The following is a 16,200-nucleotide window of genomic DNA, read 5'->3' as shown; positions in this document are numbered from 1 at the left end:
CGCCGAAGCGCACCCCCGCGCGCCTCGTTCCCCGCATTGACTGTTGGTCTCCCCTGCGCTTTTCCGCGCGGTGAATTTTCGTTCGCATCGAACCTCGAACCTATTGGGCCCGCTCGCCTGGACGCCTTCACGTCTCATCGTATGTGGTCTCCCCAGCGCTCCCCGTGCGCCGGTTGGGGTTTTCGTTTCCAGGCGCCCCCGGCCCTGGTTGTCCACAGATCTTCTGCACAAGCCTGTGGATATCGTTATGGAAATCAGTGCAACGTGTTGATTCCAAACCGCTAACCGTGAGCGCCTTTGCATCGTGCGGCGCGCCTCGATTAGTGTCAGTCTGCGTCTGTCACGCACGACGCCAGCATCGTCGTCATGCGATTCAATTCGCTGCTGAAGAAAGTGTGCGGCGCGGTCGCTACGCTGAGTTCGTCGGCGGCCGAGCGCGGCATCGCGAATACGATCGTGCCCGTTGCCACGAGCGCGACGATCATCGATAAGAGCCAGGAGAAGACGTACATCGCCAGTTACCTCGTCTGTCTGATTTGCGCTCGCAAACGTGAGCGCCTGATGAGCAGATTAAGGTTCGATGGCGTTCTGCACAGCCCCGCGGATGGGGGGACGTGAAGGAGGGACGACGTGCGCCCGCCTTCACGCGTCGAGCCGGAAGGCTGTTAGCGCGAGCCGAACGGCCGCATATCCGGCGATGGATCGGGCGACACGCCCTGCGCGACAGCCGCGTCGCCTTGCGCGCGCATGGCTCGCTGGAAACCATCGCGTTCGCGCAATCGGGACCAATAGCGGGCGATCGGCTCCGCGAAGCGTTCGTGCAAACCGATATGCTCCGCGAGCATCAACGCATAACCAACCGAGATATCCGCGGCCGTGAACCGCCCCGCGCACAAAAAAGCCTCGCGCTCCAGCAGCGGCACGAGCGTGCGCAGACGCGCATGAAACCACTTCGCGTAATCCTCGGCGACTTGCGGCTGCCGGCGCTCGGGCGGCTCCAGATGCGTGTAACGCAAGACGAGCGTCTGTGGAAACGTGAGCGTCGCCTCGCCGAAGTGCAGGAAGTTGAGATAGCGGCCGAAGTCCGCTTCGTGCGAAGCGACATCCAGCGCGCCGGGCGAATAACACGCCGCAAGATACTGACAAATCGCGGCCGATTCGGTCATAAAGAGCGCGTCGTCATTGAACGCCGGAATCGTACCGAGCGGGTTCACTTGCATGAACTCGCGCGCCACCACACGTGGCGGAAACGGCAGCATCTTCAGTTGGTACGGCACGCCGATTTCCTCGAGCGCCCAAAGCGGCCGGAACGACCGCGCGCTCACGCAATGATGCAGTGTGATCATCGCGTCACCCGAGCCATGACGGCTTGCGCTTTTCGAGGAAGCTCTGCACGCCCTCGCGCCCTTCGTCCGATGCCCGAATGCGCGCGACGCGTTCGGCCGTATCGGAGATCAACGAATCGTCGATGACCTTGCCCGCGAGTTCCGACACCAGCCGCTTGCACTCGCCCACGGCGTTCGGGCTGTTGGACGCGATGTTGTTCGCCATTGCATCGACGGTTCGGTCGAGCTCGCCGCTCGTCGTCAGTTGATGCACGAAGCCGATACGCAGCGCTTCCGTCGCATCGAAACGCTCGGCCGTCACGAAGTAGCGATGCGCGGCGCGCGCGCCCATCGCGCGAATGACGTAAGGCGCGATGGTCGCGGGCATGAGCCCGAGCTTCGCCTCCGATAGGCAAAAGTTCGCGCTGTCCACGCTCACCGCAATATCGCACGCGGCGACGAGGCCCATGCCGCCCGCGTAGGCATCGCCCTGCACGCTGGCGATCACCGGCTTCGCGCTCGTGTAGATGGTGTTGAGCATGGTCGCAAGCCCGAGCGCGTCCGCGCGGTTTTCCGCCTCCGAATAACCGGCCATGCGCTTCATATAGTTGAGGTCGGCGCCCGCGCAAAAGGCCGGGCCGTTCGCCGCGAGCACGATGACGCGCACGCTCGTGTCGTCGTTGAGCGCGCGAAAGGCGGCAGTCAGTTCGACGATGGTCGCGTCGTCGAAGGCGTTGCGTACATCGGCGCGATCCAGCGTCACGCGGGCGACGTGTCCCGTCACCGAGAGCTTGATGCGTTGCAGATTCATGGCGTCGGACATGTCCTTGTCTCCTTATGCTTGCCACCGAAAGTTGAGCCGTGCTCAGTTCCAGGCGGATGATTTGCAAAGTTTCGGCGAACATCGCGGCGGCGGTCAATCGATTTTCATGAGTCTCACTCACACGAAATCATCCGAGGAGACCCATACTCGTCATGTGATGCAGCGAGCATGCCCGAACGCAATATAGTCGTATATATTACGGTGCTCGCCGGATTCCATGACCGCGCGAAGATCCAAGACCAGCAGCGCGCAATCCGGTGCAGCCAATAAAACAGAACCCAAGGAGCTTTACGTGAAGACTCGTTTGTTGCGCACTTTGCTTTCGTTGGCGGTGGGCTTCGCCGCTTCGTCGGCGTTTGCAGGCGAAGTGCAGATTGCCGTGGCGGCCAATTTCACGGCGCCCGTGCAGGCCATTGCAGCGGACTTCGAAAAGGATACCGGCAACAAGGTCGTCGCTTCGTTCGGCGCGACGGGTCAGTTCTATGCGCAGATCAAGAACGGCGCGCCCTTCGAAGTATTCCTCGCCGCCGACGACACCACGCCCGCCAAGCTCGAAAGCGAAGGCATGACGGTGCCGGGAAGCCGCTTCACTTACGCGACCGGGGCGCTCGCGTTGTGGTCGGCGAAGGAAGGTTACGTCGACGACAAAGGCGAAGTGCTGAAGAAGAACCAGTTCACGCATCTGGCGATCGCCAATCCGAAAGCCGCGCCGTACGGACTTGCCGCCACGCAGACGCTCGACAAGCTCGGGCTCACGCAGGCGGTGGCATCGAAGATCGTCGAAGGGCAGAGCATCTCGCAAGCGCAGCAGTTCATCGCGACGGGCAATGCCGAACTCGGCTTCGTCGCACTCTCGCAGATCTACAAGAACGGCAAGATCACGAGCGGTTCGGCGTGGATCGTGCCGGAATCGCTGCACGAGCCGATCAAGCAAGACGCGGTCATTCTCAACAAGGGCAAGGACAATCCGGTCGCGAAGCAGTTCGAGGATTACCTCAAGGGACCGAAGGCCGCCGAGGTGATCCGCTCGTTCGGCTATCAGCTCTGATTGTTCGCGATGCCGCTCGATAGCGCCGATCTCCAGGCCATCACGCTGACGCTCGAACTGGCGTCGCTGGCGACGGCGCTTCTGCTCGTCATCGGCACGCCTGTCGCGTGGTGGCTATCGCGCACGCGCTCGCGAGCAAAGGGTGTCGTCGGCGCGGTGGTGGCGTTGCCGCTCGTGCTGCCGCCTACCGTCATCGGCTTTTATCTGCTCGTGCTGATGGGGCCGAACGGTTACGTCGGCAAGCTCACTCAGGCGTCGGGCATCGGCCTCTTGCCCTTCACGTTCGCGGGGCTCGTAATCGGCTCGGTCATCTATTCGATGCCGTTCGTCGTGCAGCCACTGCAGAACGCGTTCGAAGCCATCGGCAGCCGTCCGCTCGAAGCCGCCGCGACCTTGCGCGCGGGACCGTGGGACACGTTTTTCACTGTCGTGTTGCCGCTTGCGCGGCCGGGCATCATCACCGCGACGATCCTCGGTTTTGCGCACACGGTCGGCGAATTCGGCGTCGTGCTGATGATAGGCGGCAATATTCCCGGGCGCACGCGCGTGGTCTCCGTGCAGATCTTCGATCACGTCGAAGCGCTCGAATACGCGCAGGCGCACTGGCTCGCGGGCGGCATGGTGCTGTTCTCGTTCATCGTGCTGTTGCTGCTCTATTCGAGCCGTCGATCGGCGGCGGTGCATGCCTGAAATCTCATCGACCGGTCAAGCCATCGAGGCGCGCTTTCTCGTCGAACAAGGCCGCTTCACGCTCGATGTCGATCTGCGCTTGCCGGGACGCGGCGTGACCGCGCTCTTCGGCCATTCGGGTTCCGGCAAGACCACGCTGCTGCGCTGTCTCGCGGGACTCGCACGGCCGCGCGCGGGAAGGCTCGTCGTCAATGGCGAAGTGTGGCTCGATACCGACCGCAACGTTTTTCTGCCGACGCACAAGCGTCCGCTCGGCTACGTTTTTCAGGAAGCCAGTCTCTTTGCGCATTTGAGCGTGCGCAAGAATCTTCGCTATGGGCTCGATCGCGTGGCGGCACGCGAGCGACGCGTCGACCTGGAACAGGCGGCGGAACTGCTTGGCATCGGGCATCTGCTGGAGCGCGATCCGGGCGGATTGTCGGGCGGCGAACGCCAGCGCGTGGGCATTGCTCGGGCGCTGTTGACGAGTCCGCGTCTCTTGCTTCTCGACGAACCGCTCGCCGCGCTCGATCAAAAGCGCAAGCTCGAAATCCTGCCGTATCTCGAACGTCTGCACGACGAACTCGATATCCCCGTGCTGTACGTGACCCACGCGCCCGAGGAAGTCGCGCGCCTCGCGGATCACCTCGTTCTGCTCGAAGCCGGTCGCGCGCTGGCAAGCGGCGCAATTGCCGATACGCTCGCGCGGCTCGATCTGCCGCTCGCGCTCGCCGACGATGCATCGGTGGTGCTGGAAGGCATCGTCGCCGATCACGATGCGCGTTATGGTTTGCTGTCGCTCGCGCTGCCGGGCGGCCGCGCCTCGCTCACCGTCGTGCATGCGCCAGTCGAACGAGGCCGCGCGATGCGTGTCGCCGTGAAAGCGCGCGACGTAAGCCTGATCGCCGGCAATGAACCGCACACGTCGAGCAGCGTTCTCAATCTGCTGCCCGCAGTCGTGTTCGACATCGCCGACGATGCGGACCCCGCGCAAGTCGTCGTGCGCCTCGACGTGGACGGCTCGCCGCTCCTCGCGCGCATCACGCGTTATTCGCTGGACCGGCTGGAGATTGTCGCGGGCGTGCGGGTCTGGGCGCAGGTAAAGGCCGTCTCGCTGCTCGCCTGATCGCGGCGCTCTTTCAGCGCGGCGTATTGCAGCAGCATGATGGTCTTGCCGTCCGCGATTTCTCCGCTGTCGATCATGGCCAGCGCTTTCTCCAACGGCACCTCGATCACTTCGATTTCCTCGCCTTCGTCCTCCACGCCGCCGCCGTCACTGACGCGCATGGAGCCGTCGTATTCGCCGAGATAAAAGTAGAGTTTCTCCGTCACCGATCCGGGGCTCATGAACGCCTCGAAGATCTTTTCGACGTGCTGCACGCGATACCCGGTTTCCTCCTCGACTTCGGCGCGAATGCGTTCTTCCGGCGTCGAGTTGTCGAGCAGGCCACCAGGCGCTTCGATCAACATGCCGTCGTGGCCGTTGACGAAAGCCGGCATGCGAAATTGGCGCGTCAGGAGCACGTGGCCGTTATGCCGGTTACGCAGCAAGATGGTCGCGCCGTTGCCGCGATCGTAGGTCTCACGGCTCTGGCGCTGCCACGTGCCGTCGCGGCGCAGAAAGTCGAAAGTCACCTTTCTCAGCACGTACCAGTCGTCGGATAAAACAGCGGTATCGAGCACGCGTACTCGTTCCTTGGTCTCAGTCATTGCAGTCTTCCATGGCGTGGTGGTGCCTTCCATGGTAACGTGCAGTTTCGTGCAATTACAAGCAAATTCGTGCAACGATCATGCTCACGAGTCAACGCAAGAAAACAATCCTCGACGCCCTCGCGCGCGACGGTCAGGTGCTCGCCAGCGAGTTGAGCGCGAGCTTCGGCGTGTCGGAAGACACGGTGCGCCGCGATCTACGCGAGTTGGCTGCGGAAGGTCTGCTGCAACGCGTGCACGGCGGCGCCCTGCCCGCTTCTCCGGCCGTGGCGCCGTTTGCGCGTCGGCAGGAAATGGAATCGGAGGCGAAGCGCCGTATCGCGCGGCGCGCCGTTGAGATGATCGAACCGGGGCAAATCGTGATCGTCGATGGCGGCACGACTTCGGCCTTGCTCGTGCAGCAACTTCCCGCAAGCCTCGCGGTTACGATAGTCACGCATAGTCCGAGCGTGGCCGTCGCGCTCGCCGAACACGCGACGGTGGAAGTCGTGCTGATCGGCGGCAAGCTTTTCAAGCATTCCATCGTCACGGTCGGCGCGGCGGCCGTCGAAGCGATGTCGCATATCCACGCCGATCTGTATTTCATGGGCGTCACGGGCGTTCATCCCACTGCCGGGCTGACCACGGGCGATTTCGAGGAAGCGCATATCAAGCGCGCGCTCGCGGCGCGCGCGGCGGAGACCGTCGTGCTCGCGTCTGCCGCCAAGCTCAACGCGGCATCGCCATACCGTATCGGCGATATCGAGCTTGCGCAGACGGTCATCGTCGAAAGTGCGACGGATGCACGTCTCACCGATCCCATCGAACAAGCAGGCGTGACCATCCTTCGCGCCTGATCGATGCCGCAACTTGTTACGGGGTAACGCGCCGAAAGATTCATCGGGAGAGCCGTAATTGAATTTCCTCCGCAACTGGAATAGCGTAGAAAAATACGCCAAACGCGGTCCGGGCAGGAATTCTCCATGCTGTACGGTAACGGGTCAGGCGAAATTTTTTGGAGAAATGTCGTGAATCGCGTGAAGGCTCTCATCGCGTTGTCGGCGCTTGCCGCGGCGGGTTTCGCCGCCACGGCGCACGCGGGCGGTCACGTCGGCGTGTTTATCGGCGGGCCGCTGTACTACCCGTATCCGGTGGCGCCCGTGCCGTACTACTATGCGCCGCCGCAGGTCATCGTTCCGGCGCCCGCCGCGCCGACCACTTATGTCGAGCAAGGCCAGCCCGACCAATCACAGGCTCAGGCTCAGTCGGGCGGCACCTGGTATTACTGCGAGGGATCGCGCACGTACTACCCGTATGTCAAGCAGTGTCCCGGTGGATGGCGCGAAGTTCCGGCGCAACCCCCGCCGCCATCGAATTGAATCGAAGCTGGCTTTTATGAATACTCGCAGGCTCGTTATTTTTCTCGCGCTCTCAGGCTTGGGTCTGTCCGCGTGCACGGTCATGCCGACCGGACCCAGCGTGATGGCGCTGCCCGGCACCGGCAAGACCTTCGACCAGTTCCGCGCGGACGACGCATCGTGCCGTCAGTTCGCGTTTCAGCAAACGGGCGGCGTCACCGCAGATCAGGCTGCGACGAACAGCGCGGTGGGGAGCGCCGTGGTTGGGACCGCCATCGGCGCGGCAGCGGGCGCGGCGTTCGGCGGCGGCACGGGTGCGGCTATCGGCGCGGGCGCGGGATTGTTGACCGGCAGCGCGGTCGGCATGGGCGCGGCGCAAACGTCGGGCTACGGCGTGCAGCGCCGCTACGACTACGCGTATCTGCAGTGCATGTACGCAGCGGGCGATCGTGTTCCGGTCGCAGGTCCGTTGCGCACGGCGCCACCGAACGGCGCGGCGTATTACGCGCCGCCACCGCCACCTCCGCCGGGCATGCCACCGCCTCCTCCGCCTTCGAGCTGACATCGACACGCGCCGCTTGAGCCTTCCTCAGCGGCGCTTTTTTTACGAAGGCATCGCAGCTCAGAGACGCGGTTTCCATTGATCATCGTCGGGGCGCGCCAGTGCCGGCGCCACGATTCCCGGCGCCACGAGCAGTCCGGTCACCCAGCCGATATAAAACCGCAGATCGCTGAGGAACTCGGCTGTGTCGTAAAGGCGAAACGACTGCACGTGCGCGAGCCATAGCACGCATTGCACCGCGCCCGAGAGCACGAGCCACGCAAGCGCGATCACCGCGAGTGCCCGTGCGCAGCGGCGAAACGTGTCCGCATCCCACTGTTCGCGCACGATGATGCATCCCGAGATCAGCACGAGAATCGCCGGAATCACGCTCGTGACCAGCACGTGCGTCTGCCATTCGAAGAGCACGCCGGTCAGGTAGCTGAAGATCACGGCGAGCCCGGCTGCGGTCCACATCATCCAGACTGCCCCGCGCGCCGACATCCACGCAATCGTGATGACGAACGGGATCGCCGCCCATTGCAGCGCCTGTCCCACCGCCTTCGCGAGGTTCTCGCTGGCCTGTTCGTTCGAATGGCTCGCCGCTACATACACGGTGATCGCTTCGTGCACGCACACCGCGACGACCGCGAAGCTCAACGCTTCGCACGCGGCGAAGGCGGGCGATTTCTCCGCGCGATGCACGTGTCCCTGCAACCCGCGCAAGCGCTCCAGCAGCGGCTCGACGAAGAACGCGAGAATCGCGCCGATGAGCAACGCGGCGGCGGCATCCCTGAAGGAGAAATGTCCGAAGAGCGAGAACAGCCCTTGCCAGAGAAACTCGGGCGCGGCGGCGCACACCGCCACCCACAGCGCAAAAAAGAAACCGTTCGAAGCGAGTCTGAACGGCATGATGACCTCGATGGTCGATGAGCGCTGCGTTAAAGAGGAGCTTGCGGCAAATCGGCGGCCACGACGCGCGCCGCGATGGCATTTCGCACGCGCTCGCGCAGCCCGGGCGGCATGCCGAAACCTTCGTAGGCGAGCGCTTGCGCCACGGTCACGACCTTCATCTCTTCATAGCGCCGCCCGCTGCCGATGAGCGCCTCGAACGCATTGGCGCGCTCGTTGATCTCGATGGGATCGGCATCCACGAGCAGAACGGCGTGAGCCAGCACGGCATGGCGCGGTTGCTCGTCGAGGGACGACGACACGCGCCGCCAGTATTGCGCCGTGCCGGCGATCTTGCGCGCATCGTGGCCGGGACCCCAGGCGAGATTGAAGCGGCCATCGCAGAACGAACCTTCTACCGCTTGCCAGTGCGTGAGCACGCCGAGGGTGTTGAGCGCATCCGCGATGATGCCGCACAGATGCAGATAGACCGGCTCGGCAAGCGCGCCCATCGGCGCGTGCACGGGATACGCGAGACTCAGATTGAGAATGCCGGGACCTTGTGGAACCAGCCCGCCGCCCGACAAACGCAGCCAGACGGGACAGCCGCGTCGCGCGAATTCATCGCGAGCATCGGCCAAAGGCGCATAACGCTGATAACTGCGCGGCACGATCAGCGAGCGCGGCGCTTCCCACAGATGCGCCACCGCATCGCCCGCTTTCGCGCGGTCGAGCAGCGCTTCCTCGGCTTGCAGCGGATTCCCGGGCAGCGTTTCGAAATCGAGCAATTCGAAGGGCATGGAGTGGATGTCAGGACGCGCGGTGACAGCGACATCGCACATAGTAGCGAAGAAGCGGGCGCGCGGCTGAGAACGCGCCGCCTCGACGGCGCGTTGCCTCGAACCTGCGCGCGATCAGACGCCCTTGCCCACATGCTCCTTCAACAACGCGTTGACCTCGTTGGCTTTCTCCATCTGGCTCATGTGCCCGGCATCGTCGAATATGCGCACGGTCGCATGCTTCGGCGCGTTTTCGGCATGCGCGGCCGGGATGATCTGGTCTTTCGCGCCCCAGATCACGAGCACCGGCTTGCCGCTTTCCTCGAGCTTTCTTCCGGGCTGACCGCTCTGGCGGCCACCGCCGAAGAGCGCGCCACCGAGCGCAGTCAGTGCTTCGCTCACGCCATCCAGACGCTTGTACTTGAGCAAGTCGTCGAGCATTTGGCGGCTGACGAGCTCCGGATTGGCGAACAGCAGCTCGACCACTGGCTTCAGCTCGCGACGCGATTGCGCGCTCACGAAACCCTCGGTGTACGCGTTGTTCACTTCATCGCCGAAACCGGAGGGCGACACGAGCGCGACCGATTGCACACGCGCGGGCGCATCGACGGCGAGTTGCGCGGCGATGCCGCCGCCCATGGAGTGCCCGACGAGATGCGCCTTTTCGATATTCACCGCGTCCATGAAGTTCGCGATGAAGCGCGCGAGATCGGCGAGCGTCGTGCCCGGCACCTTGGGCGTCGATTGCCCGTGGCCCGGCAAATCGAGCGCGAACACGCGATTGTGTTCGGCGAGCGCGTCGAGATTGAAGAGCCAGTTGTCGAGATCGCCGCCAAAACCGTGGATGAACAGCACCGCGGACTTGCCCGCATCGTCGCCGCCGCGCGCGGCATAGCGCACGCGAATGCCGTCGACATCGACGAAGTGATATGCCGACGCCGCTTCGTCGCCCTCGCCTTCCTCGTCCGGCGGCGTTTCGTAGGACGACACGTAGGCGTCGATATCGGCGTCGCTAACCTCGGCCGGCGCGAGCACGCCGAGGAGCGCTTTCACCGGCAGCGTGTCGCCCGCCGACGCAACCCTGCGGCGCAACGTACCCGCGTCGGGCGCTTCCACCGCGTTGGCGATCTTGTCGGTTTCGACATCGAGAATCGGCATGCCGACGGCGATCTGCGCGCCCTCTTCCACTAGCCACTCGTTTACCGTGCCTTCCTTCATCGACAAGCCCCATTTGGGCATGACGATCGGTGTGATTGCGGGCATCAGTGCTTTCCTCCTTTCATCGTTTTACGCGCGGCGTCGGCGATTTGCGCGGCGCTCGGAATGTACAGATCTTCGAGCGTCGGCGAGAACGGCACGGGGGTGTGCGGCGGCGCGACCATTTCGATGGCCGCTTTCAGCGCGCCGAACGCTCGCTGCGCGACTTGCGCCGAAATATCCGTGGCGATGTTGCAGCGCGGACTCGCTTCATCGACGACGACGAGTCTTCCCGTGTTCTCGACCGTTTCGAGCACGGTGTTCATATCGAGCGGCGACAGCGAGCGCAGATCGACGATCTCGGCTTCGATGCCTTCCTTCGCGAGCGTCGCGGCCGCCTCCAGCGCGCGGTGCACCATCAACCCGTAAGTGACGATGGACACATCCTTGCCGTCGCGCACGATGTTGGCCTCGCCGAACGGAATGGCATATGAGTTCTCGGGCACTTCGCCTTCGAAACCGTAAAGGTTCTTGTGCTCGCAGAAGATGACCGGGTCGTTGTCGCGAATCGCCTGAATCAAGAGACCCTTGGTGTCGTAAGGCGTGGACGGACAGACGACCTTGAGACCGGGAATATGCGTGAAAAGCGGCGTCAGCATCTGACTATGCTGCGCGGCCGCGCGAAAGCCCGCGCCGACCATCGCGCGAATCACGACGGGCGTTTCGGCCTTGCCGCCAAACATGTAGCGGAACTTGGCGGCCTGATTGAAGATCTGGTCGAAACACACGCCCATGAAGTCGATGAACATCAATTCCGCGATCGGCCGCATGCCGCACGCCGCCGCGCCGATTGCCGCGCCCACGTACGCCGATTCGGAGAGCGGCGTGTCGAGCAGCCGGTCGCCGTGCTTGGCGTACAGTCCTTTCGTGACGCCCAGCACGCCGCCCCACGCGTCTTTCTCGCCGTCCGCGCCGGCGCCGCCGACGATATCCTCGCCAAGCAGAATCACGCTCGGATCGCGGGTCATTTCCTGGTCGATGGCTTCGTTGATCGCCATCTTCATGCTCAGTTTTCGGGCCATGATGATTTGTCTCGCTAAGTGTTTTGAATGGGCGATCAATACTTCACGTACACGTCGGTGAGCAGGTCGGCCGCGGCCGGCAGTGGCGCGTCCTTCGCTTCCTGCACGGCGCGGTCGATCAGCGCGGCGACTTCGCGGTCGATGGCATCGAGTTCGCCGGGAGAGATCACGTCGGCTTGCGTCACGGCATGCGCGAACTTCTTCAGGCAATCCTTGTTCGAGCGGATATCGTCGAGTTCGCCGGGCGCGCGGTACGTCTGCGCATCGCCTTCGAAGTGGCCGTAGAAGCGGATCATCTTGCATTCGAGCAGCGCCGGGCCGCCGCCTTCACGCGCTCGGCGGATCACTTCGCCCGCTGCTTCGTGCACCGCGAAAAAGTCGGTGCCATCCACCGTCACGCCGGGAATGCCGAAGCCCGCCGCGCGATCCACGTAGCTATCCACCGCCGTGCCGTAATCGCGCGCGGTCGATTCCGCGTAGCCGTTGTTCTCGATCACGAAGATCACCGGCAGATTCCACACCGCCGCGAGATTCAGGCTTTCGAGAAAGGTGCCCTGGTTCGACGCGCCATCGCCCGCGAAGGTGATGCCCACTTCGCCCTTGCCGCGAAACTTCGCCGCGAGCGCCGCGCCGCAGATCAACGGCGCGCCCGCACCGAGAATGCCGTTCGCGCCCATCATCCCTTTGGACAGGTCGGCGATATGCATGGAGCCGCCCTTGCCGTTGCACGAGCCGCCCTTTCTGCCGTAGATCTCTTTCATCATGGCGACGGGATCGACGCCTTTCGCGATGCAGTGCCCATGTCCGCGATGCGTGCTCGCAATGCGGTCGCCGTCGTTCAGGTGATGCATGATGCCGACGCCCGCCGCCTCTTCGCCCGCATAGAGATGGACGAAACCGGGGATGTCGCCGCGACCGAAATCGACGTGCAGACGCTCTTCGAAATCGCGGATCGTGCGCATCTTGCGGTAGACACTCAGCAGTTCTTCCTTCGATAACGGCAAGCCTCCCGCATGCTGCGGGGTTTGCGACGATGTCATGTCTGTCTCCTTCGATCGGGTTAAACGACGGTGCTGGCAGTGTTGCCGGATAAGCGCATGAGTCCGGCGCGCGCGGCATAGCGCATGCACGCGGCGACATCGATGCTGCGAAACGCGTTCTCACGCAAGGTGATGGTCACTTCGTCGCCGGGGCCGAAAGCAAGCTCGCGCTCGCCGTCCAGCGCGACGATGCCCGCGCGCTGCTTGACGCGTTGCGGCACGCCATCGGCCAGGCGCTGCCAGCTTGCGATCGGCACGCGCTCCATCAAGCCCGGCGCAATGGGCGCGCAAAGTTCGAATTCGCCCTTGCCGGATGCGGCCAATTCGACGGCGAGGCCGCCCGGCTCGTGACGGCCGATTGGTTCGAGCAAGCCCGCGATGGCCGACATGCCGATGGCCTGCGGATCGGCATAAGACACGTAGACGGCCGCGAGCGTGTCGATCTTCCAGAGCGCGCGTGCGCCGACGAATTTTTCGTGCGAGATGACGGCATCGACGAGCGCGATGTCATGGCGCACGGCGCCGTTCTGATCGCGTATGTCGATGTCGAGGCGCTTGTTCGACATGAGCGCCTGCGCAGTCGGAATGCGGCCGGTGGCGTAAAGACCCGTGGCGAGCCCGGAGATGGTCGGCTCGCGCATTTCCGGGTAGGCGTTGTTCGTGCCCGTCGATAAACCCGCGAGCGGCACCGCGCCGCACTCGCGCACCACCGCGCGATGCGTGCCGTCGCCGCCCAGCACGATGAGCGCCGCCGCGCCCGCGTCCTGCATCATGCGCGCCGCGCGAAAGGTGTCGTCGACCCGCGCGGTCACGGGCATATCGAGGAATTCGACGCTCGCGAGATCCGCGTCGTGCCCGTGCTTGCGCGCGAGATGACGTGCGAGCATGACCTTGAGCCCTTCGCGATCCGGCATCATCAGGACGCGCTCGACGCCGCACGCCGCAAGCGACGACAAGAGCCGCAGCACGATATTCACGCGATCCGCGAGTTGCAGGCTGTTCGCGTTGGCGATCACGCGCCGGATGTCGCGCGCCGAAACCGGATTGGCGATGATGCCGACGAGCGGCTCGACGCTGTCACGCATACTGGTGTCTCCGTTGGCCCTGGCCGAAAGAAAGACGCTTCGTCGGGCGTTGGAATGGTTGTGAGGCGAGTAAAGGCAAGCGCTATGCCAATTGGAATAGCGAGGGATTACCCGGAAATAACGGGTGTTTTACGAGAGGAAGGGCACGTTGCACGCGTGCCGCCGTGACAGGTGTCACAGCGGCAGGTGTCTCATGGAGTACAGGTGTATCGCGAAATGCGGATGCTCAACGTCCGCCCGCGTCACGCTGATTCGGCGAACGAATGCCATAGCGCGCCATGCGCCGATACAGCGTCATGCGGCTCACGCCGATCTGCCGCGCCACGGCGCTCAGGTTCCAGCTCGCCGCGCGCAGATACTGCATCAGCAACATGCCCTCGGGCGGCAGGCGATGTGTATCGAACGCTTCGTCGGCCACATGTGCATGCGGCGGTTGCGGCGCGGCGTCGTGCGCGGTCGATTCGACGAATCCATCCGGAAGATCGTCGACCTCGATCACGCCATCCGCGCACACCGCTCGCGCGTAGCGCAGCACGTTGTTGAGCTCGCGCAAATTTCCCGGCCACTCATGCCGATGCAAACAAACCCGCGCCGCCGGCGACAACGCGACGGGACCATGCGCGGTATCGGCATCGAGGAACTTGCGGATCAGCCAGTCGAGATCGGATCGTTCGCGCAGCGGCGGCAACGCGAAGCGCGCGCCGTTCAGACGGTAGTACAGGTCTTCGCGAAAGCGGCCGTCCTGCATCAGCGCGTCGAGCGAATGATGCGTCGCGGAAATCACGCGCACATCCACGGAAACCGGACGCGACGCGCCTATCGCCAAAACTTCGCCTTCAGCCAGCACGCGCAAGAGACGGGATTGCAACTCACGCGGCATGTCGCCGATTTCATCGAGGAAAAGCGTGCCGCCATCGGCTTCCTGAATCAGGCCGCGCTTTGCTTTTGGACCCGCGCCGGAAAAACTGTTCGGCAGATGCCCGAACAATTCGCTTTCGATGAGCGTCTCCGGTATCGCCGCGCAGTTCACCGCGACGAATGGACCCGCGCGCCGCGCACTCGCGCGATGCAGCGCCTTCGCGAAGAATTCCTTGCCGCTGCCGGTTTCGCCGTTCACGAGCAGATTGATCGGCGAATCGACGAGTTTGGCGGCGCGTTCGAGTTGCCGCGCAAGCGCGGCATCGCCGCCGCCGAGGGCGGCCAGCGGCGCGGGAATGCCGGGCGCACTTGCGGATTTTTCTTGCGTCGATGGCGCGAAACATGGCGCGGGCGGCATCACGCTCAGATAAAGCAGTGCGCCGCTGCGCGCAAGCGGCAGCGCGCGCAGTTCGCTCGGCCGCGAATAGACAAAACGGCTCAAATCTTCCAGACGCGCTTCGAAGAGCGCATCGAAACGCATGCCGATAAGCGACGCCGCCGTTTCTCCCGGCGCGATAGGCTTCCCGATCTCGGCCGCCAGCATTTCGTGCGCGCGCCGGTTATGTCCGACGATGCGCCCGCCCTCATCGAGCGCGATCAGATATTCAGGATCGACATCGACGAATTCGGGCGATGTGTTGAGCTTGAGAATCCAGTCCTGCCGATGCGTGCGCAGAAAAATCGCGTTCTCAATATGCCGCACGTAGATGCGCACGAGTTGCAGCGCGAGGTTCTGGCTGTCGCGCGCTTGCGGTGAAGTCAGCGCGGAGATGTCGAGGATCGCGGTGAGCGCGCCGCGCGAATCGAAGAGCGGCGCGGCCGTGCAAGTCAGCGGAATATGCGTGGCGTCGAAGTGATCGATCTGATGCACGGTCAGCGCCTGCCCCGTCGCGAGCGCAGTGCCGACCGCACACGTGCCCGCGCCGTCCTCGCTCCATTCCGCGCCGAGATAAAGCCCGGCGCGACGCAAGGCCGTATCGGTGTTGGCGTCGCCAATGTAATCGACCGTCACGCCGAGCGCGTCCGTCAGCAGCACGACGTAACCCATCCCCGCGACCTGCTCGTAAAGTGTTTCCAGTCCATGTCGAGCGATGCGTGCGAAATCGTCGATCCGTTGCTGATGCTCGCGCAAGCGCGTCTGCGTCAGGATGCGCGCTTCCTGCATGCGCGACGGATCGAGCCCGTATTGATGAACGCAACGACGCCATGAAGTCTGAATGATGCTTTCTTGCGTGCGCGCAGGGGCCAGAATCTGCGCGCGCGTCGTCGCCGCGACGACTGCCTCGATGTGCTCGCGTTGCCGCATGTCCATGCGTGCTCTCCTGGGTGTCTCGTGCCCGGACGCTCGTTGGCTGGCGTCTTTTGTCGCTCGCGCACGGTCGTGCGACCGCGGGTAAACCGCTCCGCGCGCGGCGTCGTTCAGGCCATATGATGCTCGAATCGGCAGGACGCGTCATGCGGCGCACTGGTTGCGCCGCAGCAATCAACGTGGAAAAACAGGAGACGAGCGATGGCAAAAATCGCCTACGAAGACTTCGAGCGGCAAGTCGTGCAGCATCACCTGATCAAAGGCAACGTGTATGAGAACGGTGCGACGCTGGTCGAGCGCGCGAACCGGTGGATCGAGGAAAACGGTGTGGATGTACTGAACGTCGAGAGCCTCTCGACGTTCGGCGCGGGCGACGATACCAGCGTCAGCCATTGGTACTCGGGCATTCGCGTCTGGTATCGCACCACATGAAAGGCGCGTTCGAC

18 protein-coding genes are annotated in these 16,200 nt (G+C 63.7%); 7 read left to right on the top strand and 11 right to left on the bottom strand.

What is annotated here, in order from left to right; all coding sequences use genetic code 11:
• Positions 1-326: 326 nt before the first annotated feature.
• The 3 genes from QCE79_RS18195 to QCE79_RS18185 form a co-directional block, all read right to left on the bottom strand.
• The gene (locus QCE79_RS18195; RefSeq protein WP_250510881.1) at positions 327-512 is read right to left on the bottom strand and encodes a hypothetical protein; all 186 of its coding nucleotides are present in this window, start codon (positions 510-512) and stop codon (positions 327-329) included.
• Between the two features lie 153 nt (positions 513-665).
• Positions 666-1,346: a glutathione S-transferase family protein gene (locus QCE79_RS18190; RefSeq protein ID WP_309846644.1), complete on the bottom strand. Its 681-nt coding sequence runs from the start codon at positions 1,344-1,346 to the stop codon at positions 666-668.
• A 4-nt stretch (positions 1,347-1,350) separates the two neighbouring features.
• Positions 1,351-2,136 carry an enoyl-CoA hydratase/isomerase family protein gene (locus tag QCE79_RS18185; protein WP_404989403.1) on the bottom strand — a complete coding sequence of 262 codons (786 nt, stop codon included), beginning with the start codon at positions 2,134-2,136 and terminating at the stop codon, positions 1,351-1,353.
• Positions 2,137-2,440: 304 nt separating this feature from the next.
• Here QCE79_RS18185 and modA point away from each other — a divergent pair, with 304 nt between their 5' ends.
• The 3 genes from modA to modC are packed head-to-tail and all read left to right on the top strand — an operon-like array spanning position 2,441 to position 4,991.
• A complete protein-coding gene (gene modA, locus QCE79_RS18180; protein ID WP_250510878.1) occupies positions 2,441-3,196 on the top strand; it encodes a molybdate ABC transporter substrate-binding protein in 756 nt (251 codons plus the stop codon).
• Between the two features lie 9 nt (positions 3,197-3,205).
• Positions 3,206-3,886, top strand: coding sequence for a molybdate ABC transporter permease subunit (gene modB, locus QCE79_RS18175; RefSeq protein WP_250510877.1), 681 nt, complete (start codon positions 3,206-3,208; stop codon positions 3,884-3,886).
• Complete coding sequence (gene modC / locus QCE79_RS18170) at positions 3,879-4,991, top strand: molybdenum ABC transporter ATP-binding protein (RefSeq protein ID WP_309846638.1); 1,113 nt, start codon at positions 3,879-3,881, stop codon at positions 4,989-4,991. The genes modB and modC overlap by 8 nt, the downstream gene beginning before the upstream one ends.
• On the opposite strand, the gene QCE79_RS18165 is transcribed toward modC, so the two are convergent.
• Entirely contained in the window at positions 4,913-5,575 is a 663-nt protein-coding gene (locus QCE79_RS18165; RefSeq protein WP_309846635.1) for an NUDIX domain-containing protein, read from the bottom strand. The genes modC and QCE79_RS18165 overlap by 79 nt on opposite strands.
• Before the next feature lie 80 nt (positions 5,576-5,655).
• On the opposite strand from QCE79_RS18165, the gene QCE79_RS18160 reads away from it, so the two are divergent.
• The 3 genes from QCE79_RS18160 (at position 5,656) to QCE79_RS18150 (ending at position 7,474) form a co-directional block, all read left to right on the top strand.
• Complete coding sequence (locus QCE79_RS18160) at positions 5,656-6,411, top strand: DeoR/GlpR family DNA-binding transcription regulator (protein WP_244829860.1); 756 nt, start codon at positions 5,656-5,658, stop codon at positions 6,409-6,411.
• 171 nt (positions 6,412-6,582) lie between these two features.
• Entirely contained in the window at positions 6,583-6,933 is a 351-nt protein-coding gene (locus QCE79_RS18155) for a hypothetical protein (RefSeq protein ID WP_244829861.1), read from the top strand.
• 16 nt (positions 6,934-6,949) lie between these two features.
• Positions 6,950-7,474: a YMGG-like glycine zipper-containing protein gene (locus QCE79_RS18150; RefSeq protein ID WP_244829862.1), complete on the top strand. Its 525-nt coding sequence runs from the start codon at positions 6,950-6,952 to the stop codon at positions 7,472-7,474.
• Positions 7,475-7,534: 60 nt separating this feature from the next.
• Here the strand turns inward: QCE79_RS18150 and QCE79_RS18145 are convergent, their stop codons facing one another.
• From QCE79_RS18145 to QCE79_RS18115, 7 genes are all read right to left on the bottom strand, one after another.
• Positions 7,535-8,365, bottom strand: a complete 831-nt coding sequence (locus tag QCE79_RS18145) for a hypothetical protein (protein ID WP_309846632.1) — start codon at positions 8,363-8,365, stop codon at positions 7,535-7,537.
• Between the two features lie 29 nt (positions 8,366-8,394).
• Entirely contained in the window at positions 8,395-9,144 is a 750-nt protein-coding gene (locus tag QCE79_RS18140; protein WP_250528051.1) for a lipoyl protein ligase domain-containing protein, read from the bottom strand.
• A 114-nt stretch (positions 9,145-9,258) separates the two neighbouring features.
• Positions 9,259-10,386 (bottom strand): acetoin dehydrogenase dihydrolipoyllysine-residue acetyltransferase subunit, encoded by a 1,128-nt coding sequence (locus tag QCE79_RS18135; RefSeq protein ID WP_309846628.1) that lies wholly within the window; start codon positions 10,384-10,386, stop codon positions 9,259-9,261.
• Positions 10,386-11,402, bottom strand: coding sequence for an alpha-ketoacid dehydrogenase subunit beta (locus QCE79_RS18130; protein WP_309846626.1), 1,017 nt, complete (start codon positions 11,400-11,402; stop codon positions 10,386-10,388). The genes QCE79_RS18135 and QCE79_RS18130 overlap by 1 nt, the downstream gene beginning before the upstream one ends.
• A 35-nt stretch (positions 11,403-11,437) precedes the next feature.
• Positions 11,438-12,442 (bottom strand): thiamine pyrophosphate-dependent dehydrogenase E1 component subunit alpha, encoded by a 1,005-nt coding sequence (locus QCE79_RS18125; RefSeq protein ID WP_244829867.1) that lies wholly within the window; start codon positions 12,440-12,442, stop codon positions 11,438-11,440.
• A 20-nt stretch (positions 12,443-12,462) separates the two neighbouring features.
• A complete protein-coding gene (locus QCE79_RS18120; RefSeq protein ID WP_309846623.1) occupies positions 12,463-13,527 on the bottom strand; it encodes an NAD(+)/NADH kinase in 1,065 nt (354 codons plus the stop codon).
• A gap of 226 nt (positions 13,528-13,753) precedes the next feature.
• Complete coding sequence (locus QCE79_RS18115; protein ID WP_309846621.1) at positions 13,754-15,757, bottom strand: sigma-54-dependent Fis family transcriptional regulator; 2,004 nt, start codon at positions 15,755-15,757, stop codon at positions 13,754-13,756.
• A 198-nt stretch (positions 15,758-15,955) separates the two neighbouring features.
• On the opposite strand from QCE79_RS18115, the gene QCE79_RS18110 reads away from it, so the two are divergent.
• On the top strand, positions 15,956-16,186 hold the full coding sequence (locus QCE79_RS18110; RefSeq protein WP_244829870.1) for a hypothetical protein: 231 nt from the start codon (positions 15,956-15,958) through the stop codon (positions 16,184-16,186).
• The last annotated feature ends 14 nt before the right edge of the window (positions 16,187-16,200 follow it).

The organism is Caballeronia sp. LZ003, from assembly GCF_031451465.1.
In the GTDB taxonomy this organism is placed as follows: Bacteria; Pseudomonadota; Gammaproteobacteria; order Burkholderiales; family Burkholderiaceae; genus Caballeronia.
This window is presented reverse-complemented; position numbering and strand designations above follow the sequence as displayed.